We start from the raw sequence: 11,925 nt of genomic DNA, 5'->3' as shown, positions 1-11,925 counted from the left end.
GCGGGCGGGACGATCACAGTGCGACGACCTCGGCGAGGCGGTCTCCGAGGCGGACGGTGTCGCCGACGGCCGCGGCGAGTGCCACCCCGGCGACGGCCGCTGTCTCGACGCCCGCACGGACGACCGCACTGCCGTTGGTGGACCCGCGATCGACGACCTCGAGCCCGTGGGCGGTGGGCGTCAGAATCGCGTGGGTCTTCGAGAGGGAACGGCTCTCGTCGAGCAGGCGGTGCGGCTCGGCACCCGGTGCACTCGCCGGGTCGGGATCGCGACCGATCAGGAGCGGCCCGGTGACGGCGACCGTCTCCCCCGTGTCGAAGCGCAGGCCCCACCGGGGCGACGGCGCGGGCGCGGGCTCGGGTGTGGGCGCGGGCGCGGCTTCGCGGGCCGGTGCCGGCACGAGCTCGGGTGCGGGCGCGGGCGCGGCTTCGCGGGCCGGTACCGGCGTCGGCGCGGGCGCGACGCGGGGGGTCGCGAGGCCGGGGGCGGCATTGATGACCCCCGGAGCGGCCGACGCCGCGGCATCCTCCGACGCCGCGGCATCCTCCGTCGCCGCAGGGCGGCCGTCGGATCCGCGATTCACGCCGAGGACCCCCGCGCTGATGCGGTTGCCGGGACGGTAGTCCGGACGCGCGCCGGGACGGGTGGGGGTGGCGAGCGACGGGCGCTCCGGGCGTTCGGGGACAGGCTCCGCCTTGACGGTCTTCCGGGCGATCCGTATCCGCTTCTCGTCATACGGGTTCAAGCCGCGGCGGATGTCGACCAACCACATCCGCGCGGCACGGTCGTGCAGCCCGCGGCCCCGCTCCTGCGGGTCGAAGGTGGGTGAGGCGAGGATGACCGCGGTGCCGATGACCGGGATGACGCCGGCGAGGCCGACGATGAGCGCACGGAGCAGGACGGCTCCGGCGCCGGGCTTCTCGAGCGTGCGGACGTTGATGCTCCGGAGCCCCGTGAACCCCTTGCCGATCGTCAGTCCGCGCCGCGCCTGCAGGACCCACTGCACGATGAGGAAGGCGAGCGAGAGCGCCACGGTGATGCTCGCCATCACGGCGGCCAGCACGAAGCCGGGGTGGTTGACGAGTCCATAGGGCGAGATCGCCCCGGTCGCGAGCTTCAGGAGCAGCGGGACGGCCCCGAGCCACAGCGGCAGCTGCAGGAGGACCCAGATGAGGATGTCGAGGAGGAAGGCGAGGGATCGACGACCGAACGGTGCACGGACGAGGCCCAGGGCGGCCGCGTACGCGGGGTCGGGCCGACCCATCGCGTCGACGCCGTCCGGCCGGTCCTCCGGCTGATCGATCTCCCAGATCATGCCGTCGGTGCTGCGGGCTGATCGCCGGGCACGAAGTAGCGCGCGGGTGAGAGCCCGGTGCGCACGACCGCATCACCGGCGGCGTCGAGGAACTGAGTCAGCGTCGCGACGCTGAGGGTCCCCGACGGGTCGGCGATGATGACGTTGTCGACCACCGGCAGGAGCGTCGCGGTGCCCCGCGGCCACGTCGCGAACGTCGTCGTCACTCCCGACTCCAGCACCCGGATCTTCGCGGGCGCGATGTGCACGTCGGGGCGCTGGAGTGCGACGGTCTGCACGTCGTACGCGCGCACCGAGAACAACCGCAGCACGCGCTCGAACCGCATCGCCAGCTCCGACACTCGCTCCCGCCACGGGAACGGCGCCCACCCCTCGTCGGCCCGCACCATCGGGTGCGCGCTCACCAGGGGCCGGTCCGCGTCGAACAGCTCCTCCGCGACGTCCAGCGTCCGCGCGATGGCGGCCTGATCTTCCGCACCCACGATGACCACTCGATCACGGGCGTACGGGAACACCACCGGGTCGCCGGAGAGCTCGAGCCCCGCCACCCGCGACGGGTCGAGCAGCACCGCAGCGGCGAGCGCCTCGTCCTCGATGACCACCGTCCCCTCCACCGCGGAGGGGAGCTCACCGACGAGCGAGACCGCAGCGCGCAGGGCGTCCCGGAACCCGGCATCCGCCCCTTCCGTCTCCCCCTGAGTGACGGCGGAGCCCCGATCACGGTGATCGAGCCCGACGAAGACCTCACCGCCGACGTACTCGACCCGCGGGTGCGCGGGTCCCGGAGCCGTCTGCGCGAGCACTCCCAGCTCGCTCGCACCATAGATACGCACGGTCACATCCGTCGCGATCGCACTCATCGGTTCAGCCCTCTCATCAGCGTTCTCACAGACTAAGTCCTCGGTCCCTCACCGGTCCGTCGCCGGCGACCACGTCAGGTCCACGGGCGGGATCCTGCGCGTCGGCCGGGTCGTCGACAGCCATCCGAGGGGGACGATGTGGACGGCACTGGCCGACGCGAGCGCCGGGAGCGGCTCGCCGTGCACGACGAGGACGATCGCCCTGTCGCCGGAGCCCCACCAGTCGGCGCGGCGGACCCCGTGGCGCTCCAACGCCCGCACATACGCGTTGGAGGGCGCGTCGCCCGGCTCCACGGCCAGGGCGGCGCCGTGACGGTACTCGCAAGCGCTGCGGATGCTCCGCCACAGTTCGCTGGCGCGCTCGCGCACGGCCGCGCGAATCTCGTCACTCGTCGCGGGCTCCCACGAGAGGGGCACGATCGACACGTCGCCGCGGCGGAGGAGCGGCGTCCCCGGGATCAGATCGCCGTCAGGCTCGTCGGCGCGGGCATCGACGAGCCGCGCTTCGATCTCTTCCACGATGCGGCCGCCTCTGACGAGGGCGCCCTCGCCGTCGTCCGAGCGGACGTCGGCCGCGTCGATCACGTGACCCGTGAGCCAGGGCTCTCCCGACACGGTGGCGTCGGGCTGAGTCATGAGTTCAGGTCCAACCTCTGCGCCCTGCCCGGCCACAAGCCCGGGTTGTAGTCGCCGTCGAGGTCGCGCCCCACGCCCGTCGCCGAGGAGGGAATGTCGATGACCGCTTCAGGGATGCCGGTGGGCAGATACCCGCCGGGGATCCAGTGCTCGTTCGCGCCCGCCTCGTTGCCGGACGGCATCCGGAGGTTCGTCAACTCAGAGGGGTCGCAATGGCGCACTTCGAGGGGCAGCGGATTGCCGTTGTCGTCGAAGAACCAGCTGCGCTCCATGCCAAGTTGATCGGCGATGATGTTCACATCGCCGTCGGCATTGCGGATGATCTCGTCGAGCTCGGACGTCGGAAAGACGAAGGTCGAGCCGTCCCGTTGCCCGGGGCCGTACGTGTGCAGCGTGTCGGAGAAGTAGATCCTGCTGGCGCCGTCGTCGAAACGCGCCAGGTGCTGGGAGATGTAGTCGCCGTCGAGGTAGTCGCCGGGGTCGGGCGCGTCGCCCTTCCAGCTCACGACGGCGTCCGGCGTCCAGTGCGTGTCGGTGCGCCACGCACCGCTCACGTTGTCGAGCGCAGTGACCTGCGAGCGGTTCAGGTCCTGGCGCTGACTGTGCTTACGGAACATGTCCGCGAGTTGACGCACGTGGACGGGAACGCCGTCCAGCGAGTTCTTCAACGGTCTGATGACCTCACCGATGCCCATGATCCCCCTCCCCGGTCAGGGTAGCCACGACGATCACCGGCCACCCAGGTCTTGCATTCACGCGGTCCATGGTTCAATGTCCCCCCTCGACCACTGCAGGTCGGCGGGCGCACGTCCGGACGTCGTCGCACTGCGCCCCGACACCCAGCGCGCCGGCACGAGGTGCACCGCGAGCGCCAGATCGCCCGCCTCCGCATCTCCGGAGCGGACGAGGACGACGCCGGTCTCGTTCAGGACCCACCATCGTGCGTTCCGAACGCCGACTGCACGCAGCGCCGCCGCGTAGGCGGCCACCGGTCCGTCGCCGCGTCCGTCGAGCGGCAGATCGATCGGTCGCCCGGCGGCGTACTCGAAGGCGCCGGCGAGCCCCGCTGCACGATCGTCGACGCGCCGACGCTCCTCCGCGGCATCCCGCCCGGACGCGCGCGGCGCGGTGCCCTGCAGCATCACCGGCACGATCCTCGCCGCCTCTCGCTCGATCACCGGAACCGCCGAGGGCACCGGCTCGAAACGGGTGAGCGCTGTGACCGCGTCGAGGACGGTGGTATCGGATGCCGGCAGAATCCAGCCGCCTTGCTCGGAGGCGGAACCACCGGCGGCGATCTCCGCACGCGCGTACGCCTCGGCCCCGTCGATCGCATCCAGATCGAACCGGGTCAACTCCGGAGGAGCGGATGCCGAGATGAGCGGCCCCCAGTCGCCGAAGGCCGGCACGTCGAGCCACCGCAGCTCCTGCGGCGCGCTGATCTCGGCGACGAGATCCTCATCGATCGGAGAGGAGCGCTCGATGTGGACGACGCCGTCCGCGTACCAGCGGTGCTCGACTCGCAGCAGCCGGGAGTACGGTACGCGTCGCCCCGGATCGCCCTCGGGATAGAACAGATCGACCGCATTCCGACGCAGCAGGCGCCCGCCGATCTCCTCCCACCCGACCCGGCGGATCGGCGTCTTCGTCGGTGCGTAGAACGTGACCGAGAACCGGTGGCGGCGTACAGACACATCGAGGAACCACGTCGGCGGGGTCGACGCCGCGACCACGCTCAGTCCCTTGCCCTCGTCGTACCGGCGGCGGGCATCGTCGTCGGTCAGATAGGGGTTCTCGCCGAGCGCCTCGAGCCGGTGGATCTCGAAGCGCTCCGGGTATCGGACCGCGCCCGCGTCGCCGAGGGTCACAGTCGGAAGGGCGTGTACGAGCCCCACGTCCCGCCGGCCGACGGGTCACCGCGACCGGCATCGGGATGCGTGTTCAGCACGGCCTCGGGGATCCCTTCGGGCAGATAGCCGCCGGGGATCCACGCCTCGTTCGCGCCGGCTTCGTTACCCCGCGGCATCCGGAGGTTCCCGTTGACGATCTCCTCGTAGCTGAAGTCGGCCCGCGTGATGTCGACGGCGTTGCCGTTGGCATCGACGAAGAAGTTCTCCCCCAAGCCGAGCATGACGCCGAGCTTCTTCGGGTCACCGTCGGCCTGCTGGATGATGTTGTCGATCTCGGAGGTCGGAAACACGAACGTCGTGCCCTGATTGCCGGGCCCGTAACGGTCCAGGCTCTCGCTGCGGTAGAACCGAGTCGCGCCACCTTCGAACCGCTGCAGGTGCTGCTGGATGTAGTCGGCGTCGAGGTATTCCGCCGGGTAGGGCCGATTCGGCTTCCCCGATCCGACGACGCGGTCCGGCGTGTGCCAGGAGTCCTTCTTCCAGCCGTCGCGGAGGGGCTGGGGCACGTCTGTCGCGTCGAGGTCCGTCACCCGGTTCGTGCTCTGATTCTGCTTCTGCCCGTGCTTGCGGAACATCTGCGCGAGTTGACGGACGTGGACAGGCATCCCCTCGAGCGAATTCATCATGGGTCGAACGACCTCGCTACCGATCCTCATGACTCACCTCACTCCCTTTCATCGCCAGTTGTACGTGTAGGCCCAGGCCAGCGCATCCAGGGCGCCCGACGAGAGTTCCGGATGCCGCGCCGCCATCTCCGCCCGCGCACTGCGACCCGCCGTGGGGAGATCGTCGCGGGTCCAAGCGGGAGCGATGGCGAGACACTCGGTCACTGCTGCCTGGGCGCGCTCCTCTAGGGGCGAGGCCCCGCCCGGGGTCTCCTGCACGCGAGAGCGAGGGTGCGATGACGTCCCCCACCCCAGCAGAGCGATAATGGCGGCGCTCAGATCGTCGTCGGCGACCACGGCGTCCCGCACGGTCAGTCGCCCCCGATGTTCAGGCCGGCGAGGTCGGACATGAGCCTCTCCGTGAGGGTTTCGACGTCGGCGGCGTGCTGTTCCATCTCGCCCTGCGCCTGCTCGAGAGCCTGCAGGTCGGCGTAGAACTCGTCGGGGTCGCCCGCGACAGCCTCGACGATGGGCGAGTCGAGGGCGGCCATGATGACACCGGGCAGCTCGTTCGCGAGCGGTTCGATGACCATGGGGAGGACCTGGTTCAGCACCTGCTCGACAGCCATGTCGACGGCAGCGTTGAGCAGCTTCTTCTTGATGATGAGCATCGGGCCGGCCCCGGCGGCGGTGATCGGGTTCGTCAGCATCGCGACGAGCGCGATCATCGTCGAGGTGACGTCGGCGATGACCTTGATCTTGAGCGCGGTGACGGCACCGGCGGCGATGTCCACCCCGGTCGGCACGGGCCCGAGGATGTCGAGCAGCTTCTGCAGGTTCTGGGCGCGGTTCGCGTTCCAGGCCCCGACGTACGCCGGGCCCGCCTGGCCGCGCAGCGCCACGGCGAGCTCGGTGTTGACCTTGCGGTCCATCGCCTGCAGCTTGCCCTCGAGCTCCGTGCGGAACACCTCGATGATGTGGCCGCCGCGGCGGAGTTCGTCCTCATCGATGTCAGGCCAGTCGAAGCCGAGCTTCTCCATCACCCAGATGAGCTCGTTCGGCAGCATCATTCCCATGGCGGAACCTCCCGCGACGACATTAGGCGAACGACGGGACCGATTTCGATGGGGAGAACTCCCCCGGCTCCGACCCGCTAGTATCCGCCGCCACCTGTTCAGTGGAAGAAGTGACGCTCCCCGGTGAAGTACATCGTGACCCCGGCGGCCTGGGCGGCGTCGATGACCTCCTGGTCGCGCACGGACCCGCCCGGCTGGATGATCGTCGTGATCCCGGCATCCAGCAGCACCTGCGGTCCGTCGGCGAACGGGAAGAACGCATCGGATGCCGCGACCGAGCCCGCAGCACGGTCACCCGCGCGCTCCACCGCGAGACGGCAGGAGTCGACGCGATTGACCTGCCCCATGCCGATGCCGACCGTAGCGGAGTTCTTGGCCAGCACGATGGCGTTCGACTTCACGGCACGGCAGCTCTTCCACGCGAACGACAGGTTCTCGAGCTGGTCGTCTGCGGGCCGCTCACCCGAGACGAGCTGCCAGCTGTCCACGAGCGATTCGATCTCGTTCGGGAACCGGTCGGCGTCCTGGAGCAGCAGGCCACCCGAGACGAGGCGCACGTCCATGGGCTCCTGGCGCCAGTCGGCGGGCAGCTGCAGGACACGCAGGTTCTTCTTCAGCTTGAAGACCTCGAGCGCCTCGGGCTCGAAGTCGGGGGCGACGATGACCTCGGTGAAGATGTCGCGCAGGTTCTCCGCCATCTTGAGCGTCACGGTGCGGTTGGCGGCGATGACGCCGCCGAACGCCGATACGGGGTCGCACTCGTGCGCGCGCAGGTGCGCCGATGCGATCGGGTCGAGCGCCTGCGGGGCGCCGATCGCGATGCCGCACGGGTTCGCGTGCTTGATGATGGCGACGGCCGGCTTGATCAGGTCGAACGCGGCGCGGAGCGCGGCATCGGCGTCGACGTAGTTGTTGTACGACATTTCCTTGCCCTGCAGCTGCGTCGCCTGCGCGATGCCGTGCCCGCCGACGCGGGTGTAGATCGCCGCGCGCTGGTGCGAGTTCTCGCCGTAACGCAGCGTCGCGAGACGCTCGGCCTTGATCGTGAGGTGTTGCGGCAGGTCGCCCTCGCCCTCGAGGGTCTCCTCCGCGAACCAGGTCGCGACGGCGCGGTCGTAGGCGGCGGTGTGCGCGAAGGCGCGGGCGGCGAGCTCCCGCCGCTGCGCGAGGGTCGTCCCGCCCTGCCCGAGCGCGTCGATGATCGCCGGGTAGGACTCCGGCGAGACCGCGATCGCGACGTTGGCGAAGTTCTTGGCCGATGCGCGCACCATGGCCGGTCCGCCGATGTCGATCTGCTCGACGACCGCGTCGCCCTCCGCCCCGGAGGCGACGGTCTCGACGAACGGGTACAGGTTCACGACGACGAGCTCGAAGGGAAGGATGCCGAGTTCGCCCAGCTGGGTCTCGTGGTCCTCCAGCCGCAGGTCGGCGAGGAGGCCTGCGTGCACGCTCGGGTGCAGCGTCTTCACGCGTCCGCCGAGCGACTCGGGGAAGCCGGTGATCTCGGACACGTCCTTCACGGCGATGCCGTTCTCGCGCAGCAGCGCGGCGGATCCGCCGGTCGAGACGATCTCGACGTCGGCGGCGGCGAGGGCCTGCGCGAGCTCGAGGAGCCCGGTCTTGTCGCTCACCGACACGAGCGCCCGGCGCACCGGCACGACGTCGCGGTCGCGGTAGAGGGAGGGATCGATCTGCGGTCCGGCCATGCGGGAACTCCTCGGGTCGGGGGCGTTCGGGTGCGGTTCAGGAAGTGAGGTCGAGCTCGCCCGTCGCGATGCGACGCACGACGTCGATGAGCAGCCGGCGCTCGACGGGCTTGATGCGCTCGTGAAGGGTGTGCTCGGTGTCGTCGGGGAGCACCGGCACGCGCTCCTGCGCCAGGATCGGCCCGGTGTCGACGCCGTCGTCGACGACGATGACGCTCGCGCCGGTCTCGGTGACACCGGCGGCGAGCGCATCCCGCACACCGTGAGCGCCGGGGAACTCTGGCAGATAGGCCGGGTGCGTGTTGATCAGGCGCGGCGCCCACGCCGCCACGACGGCGGCGGGCAGCAGGCGCATGAGCCCGCTCAGCACGACGAGGTCGGGCTCCCAGACGTCCAGGTGCGCCAGGAGCTCCTCGCCCCAGGCCTCACGACTGTCGAACTCCTGGAACGGGACCATGAAGGTCGGGATGCCGTACGCCTCCGCATGAGCGAAGCCGTCGGCCTGCCGGTCGGCCCCCACCACGATGATGCGGGCGGGGAAGTCGGGCTCGCTCGCGGCGTCGAGGAGGGCACGCAGATTGGATCCCGTGCCCGAGATGAGGACGGCGACCGTGAGCACCGGCTCAGTCTAGCGGGGTGGTGGGGAACTCATCGGGCGAGACCGCGGCGGCCGGTGCCGGACGGGACTCGGCGGTCGGAGTCGTCGCGGGCGTCTCGCGCACGAGGGGCTGCTCGGCGTCCTCACCGCGCGGTGAGAGGAGGACGACGGCGGCACCGACGGCCACCTCGGCCGCCGCCACGAGGGCGACGAGCCAGGGCTCGGGCCCGACGTGGATGAGGCGGCCCGGGCCGATCGACCCCTGCGCCGCCCACGCGAGGACGGCGACCACGGCCCCGGTGCCGACGACGAGGATGGCGAGGGCGACCAGGCGCGGGCGGAGCGGCTCGGCATCCGCCCCCGGTCCCACCAGCAGGGCGCTGCGCGTCGCGGCGCCGGCCAGCGCGCCGAAGCCGACCACCACGAGTCCGAGCAGCAGCAGCCACCCCGACGTCGAGTCGGGGATGACGCCGAAAACGGGGATGCCGGGGACGACACCCAGGCTCGTCCCTGCCGGGGAGACGGCCGTCCCGGTGCCGACGGCGAAGCCGGGGCCGACCGCGAAGCCAGCGAACCACATCACCAGGGTGGGCAGGTAGAGGATGCTGCCGAGGGCGAGGACGACGACGCCGAGGAGATCGGCCTGCGCGGCCTGCGTCAATGCGATGACCTCGCCGCCGCGGGCGAAGAACAGGATGGCGAGGACGACGGCACCGACCGCCACGATCCCGGCGACGCAGATCGCGACGCCGCGGGCACCGGCATCCACTGCTTCCTGCACGTCGTCGGGGAGCCGCTCGGAGAGCGCATCGATGATGCCGTCGTCGCCGTCGTTCCAGGCGCGAATGACGGCGCTGACGAGGGCGGGAACGGCGAACACGAGCGTCGGGCCGGCGACGGCGGGCAGCAGGTCGACCGCGGCGATCGAGGCGCGACCGGACAGGGCGATGAGGGTGGACACGACGGCGACCGCGACGGTGCCGCCGGCCACGCCCGTCACCCACGCGCCCGCCCGCGCCGCGCGCGCGCCGGAGCGCCACGCCGAGATCGCGGTGAACGCCGCGAGGGCGGTGGGGGCGAGCGACAGGGTGAACTGCGCACCGCCCGACGGCAGACCGCCCGAGACGACGAGCTCGGCGGGCAGGGAGACGGCGACCGGCGCGAAGTGGCCGAGCTGCCAGATCGTCGCGACCGCGGGCCACAACGCCGCCCAGTCCGCGTCGCCGCCGATCCCGAAGATCCAGACGAGGGTCACGGGCGCGAGCACGACACCGACACCGACCGCGACGGCCAGGAGGGCGTCGACGGCGGCGAGGAGGGAGACGAGCAGGCGATTCACAACAGACCGACCCTACCCGCGCGCAGGCCTCCCGCCGGGCTCCCGCTCCGGCGCGGACCGACGCATCAGACGCGCAGGACCTTTTCGAGCGCCTTGCCCCGGGCGAGTTCGTCGACGAGCTTGTCGAGGTAGCGGATGCGGCGCATCAACGGGTCCTCGATCTCCTCGACGCGCACCCCGCAGACGACCCCGGTGATCCGCGTCACGGCGGGATTCAGCTCGGCGGCGGCGAAGAACTGCTCGAACGTGGCCTCACTCTCGATCTGCCGGGCGAGGGCGGCGTCGTCGAAGCCGGTGAGCCACTCCACGACCGCATCGAGCTCGGCCTTGGTACGCCCCTTGCGCTCCACCTTCGCGAGGTAGAGCGGGTAGACCGCGGCGAACGGCGTGCCGAAGATGCGGTGCATGCGGTGAGGATACGCCCGCCCCGCGAGGCCCGCCAGGACGCACTACCCTCGGAGGGTGAACAGCACCACATCCCGCTCGTCCCGCGGGGCCGCAGCCCCGGCATCCGCGTCGTTCCTCGACCGCTACTTCGAGATCAGCCGCCGCGGCTCCACCGTCGGCACCGAGATCCGCGGCGGCGTCGTCACGTTCGTGACGATGGCCTACATCGTCATCCTGAACCCGGCCATCCTGTCGACGCCCGACGTCGAGGGCATCACCCTCGCGCCGGCGGCCGTCGCCACGGCGACCGCCCTCACCGCCGGTGTCATGACGATCCTGTTCGGCCTCGTCACGCGCCTGCCGTTCGCGTTCGCGGCGGGTCTCGGCATCAACGCCTTCGTCGCGTTCTCGGTCGTCGGACAGGTCTCGTGGGGCGAGGCGATGGCGCTCGTCGTCATCAACGGTCTCATCATCGTGCTGCTCGCCGCGACCGGCCTGCGCAAGCTGATCTTCGACGCCGTGCCCGTGCAGCTGAAGCTCGCCATCACGGTCGGCATCGGCCTGTTCATCGCCTTCATCGGGTTCGTCAACGCCGGATTCGTGAACCCCGCCGAGGGCACCCCGCTGGAGCTCGGCGTCGGCGGCTCGATCACCTCGCCCGCGACCCTGCTGTTCATTGCGACCCTGCTGATCGGCGGCATCCTCATGGCGCTGCGCGTGAAGGGCGCGATCCTCATCGCCCTCGTCGCCGGCACGATCCTCGCCGCGATCGTGAACATTTTCACGCCGGTCGCGGACTTCGGCCTCTCCGGTAGCATCGTCGCCGCGCCGAACCTCAGCCTCGTGGGCGCCGTCGACTTCGGGTTCGACCTCGGACGGGTGGGTGTGCTCGCGCTCGTCATGTTCGTGTTCACCCTCGTCTTCACGAACTTCTTCGACGCCATGGGCACGATGACCGGCCTCGCGCGCGAGGCGGGACTCGCCGACGAGCGCGGCAACTTCCCGCGCATCAAGTCGGCGCTCATCGTCGAGGGTGTCGGCGCCGTCGTCGGCGGTGGCACCTCGTCATCCTCCGCGACGGTCTTCGTCGAGTCCGGCTCGGGCATCGGCGAGGGAGCCCGCACCGGTCTCGCCAACGTCGTCACCGGCGTGCTGTTTTTGCTCGCGATGTTCATCACGCCCGTGACGGGCCTCGTGCCCGGCTTCGTCGCCGCCGCCGCGCTCGTTCTCGTCGGCGCGCTCATGCTCACGCAGATCAAGAACATCGACCTGTCGGACTTCAACGTCCTGCTGCCCGTGTTCCTGACCGCCACGGTCATGCCGCTCACGTACTCGATCGCGAACGGCATCGGCGCCGGCTTCATCAGCTGGGTCGTGCTCAACACGTTCTCGGGCAAGGCGAAGCAGGTCCACTGGCTGCTCTGGATCGTCGCGGCCGGCTTCGTCCTGTACTTCGCCCGCGGCCCCATCGAAGCCGCCTTCGGGGTCTGACC

General features: G+C 70.7%; 13 protein-coding genes. 1 reads left to right on the top strand and 12 read right to left on the bottom strand.

Annotated features, from left to right (window positions below; all coding sequences use genetic code 11):
• Positions 1-13: 13 nt before the first annotated feature.
• The 12 genes from AB0P29_RS06145 to AB0P29_RS06090 all read right to left on the bottom strand — a co-directional run bounded on the left by AB0P29_RS06145 (position 14) and on the right by AB0P29_RS06090 (position 10,452).
• Positions 14-1,315 carry an RDD family protein gene (locus tag AB0P29_RS06145; protein ID WP_363379082.1) on the bottom strand — a complete coding sequence of 434 codons (1,302 nt, stop codon included), beginning with the start codon at positions 1,313-1,315 and terminating at the stop codon, positions 14-16.
• Positions 1,312-2,175: a hypothetical protein gene (locus AB0P29_RS06140; RefSeq protein WP_363379081.1), complete on the bottom strand. Its 864-nt coding sequence runs from the start codon at positions 2,173-2,175 to the stop codon at positions 1,312-1,314. The genes AB0P29_RS06145 and AB0P29_RS06140 overlap by 4 nt, the downstream gene beginning before the upstream one ends.
• A 48-nt stretch (positions 2,176-2,223) precedes the next feature.
• The gene (locus AB0P29_RS06135; RefSeq protein ID WP_363379080.1) at positions 2,224-2,811 is read right to left on the bottom strand and encodes a hypothetical protein; all 588 of its coding nucleotides are present in this window, start codon (positions 2,809-2,811) and stop codon (positions 2,224-2,226) included.
• A complete protein-coding gene (locus tag AB0P29_RS06130) occupies positions 2,808-3,506 on the bottom strand; it encodes a hypothetical protein (RefSeq protein WP_363379079.1) in 699 nt (232 codons plus the stop codon). The genes AB0P29_RS06135 and AB0P29_RS06130 overlap by 4 nt, the downstream gene beginning before the upstream one ends.
• Before the next feature lie 57 nt (positions 3,507-3,563).
• The gene (locus tag AB0P29_RS06125; protein ID WP_363379078.1) at positions 3,564-4,679 is read right to left on the bottom strand and encodes a hypothetical protein; all 1,116 of its coding nucleotides are present in this window, start codon (positions 4,677-4,679) and stop codon (positions 3,564-3,566) included.
• The gene (locus tag AB0P29_RS06120; protein WP_253034953.1) at positions 4,676-5,326 is read right to left on the bottom strand and encodes a hypothetical protein; all 651 of its coding nucleotides are present in this window, start codon (positions 5,324-5,326) and stop codon (positions 4,676-4,678) included. The genes AB0P29_RS06125 and AB0P29_RS06120 overlap by 4 nt, the downstream gene beginning before the upstream one ends.
• A gap of 69 nt (positions 5,327-5,395) precedes the next feature.
• Positions 5,396-5,551, bottom strand: a complete 156-nt coding sequence (locus AB0P29_RS06115; RefSeq protein WP_363379077.1) for a hypothetical protein — start codon at positions 5,549-5,551, stop codon at positions 5,396-5,398.
• 146 nt (positions 5,552-5,697) lie between these two features.
• Positions 5,698-6,402, bottom strand: a complete 705-nt coding sequence (locus AB0P29_RS06110) for a hypothetical protein (protein WP_254632232.1) — start codon at positions 6,400-6,402, stop codon at positions 5,698-5,700.
• A gap of 98 nt (positions 6,403-6,500) precedes the next feature.
• Complete coding sequence (gene purH, locus AB0P29_RS06105; protein WP_064001269.1) at positions 6,501-8,108, bottom strand: bifunctional phosphoribosylaminoimidazolecarboxamide formyltransferase/IMP cyclohydrolase; 1,608 nt, start codon at positions 8,106-8,108, stop codon at positions 6,501-6,503.
• A gap of 37 nt (positions 8,109-8,145) precedes the next feature.
• A complete protein-coding gene (gene purN / locus AB0P29_RS06100; RefSeq protein ID WP_064001268.1) occupies positions 8,146-8,727 on the bottom strand; it encodes a phosphoribosylglycinamide formyltransferase in 582 nt (193 codons plus the stop codon).
• Between the two features lie 4 nt (positions 8,728-8,731).
• Positions 8,732-10,045 carry a DUF6350 family protein gene (locus AB0P29_RS06095; RefSeq protein WP_363379076.1) on the bottom strand — a complete coding sequence of 438 codons (1,314 nt, stop codon included), beginning with the start codon at positions 10,043-10,045 and terminating at the stop codon, positions 8,732-8,734.
• Positions 10,046-10,110: 65 nt separating this feature from the next.
• Positions 10,111-10,452, bottom strand: a complete 342-nt coding sequence (locus tag AB0P29_RS06090; RefSeq protein ID WP_217531580.1) for a DUF2200 domain-containing protein — start codon at positions 10,450-10,452, stop codon at positions 10,111-10,113.
• A 55-nt stretch (positions 10,453-10,507) separates the two neighbouring features.
• Here AB0P29_RS06090 and AB0P29_RS06085 point away from each other — a divergent pair, with 55 nt between their 5' ends.
• Entirely contained in the window at positions 10,508-11,923 is a 1,416-nt protein-coding gene (locus AB0P29_RS06085; RefSeq protein WP_363379075.1) for an NCS2 family permease, read from the top strand.
• Positions 11,924-11,925: the final 2 nt, after the last annotated feature.

The organism is Microbacterium sp. NPDC080220 (genome assembly GCF_040686395.1).
Taxonomy (GTDB): Bacteria; Actinomycetota; Actinomycetes; order Actinomycetales; family Microbacteriaceae; genus Microbacterium; species Microbacterium gawkjiense.
Note: the sequence above shows the minus strand (reverse complement) of the source record. Positions and strands in the feature narration are given on the sequence as shown.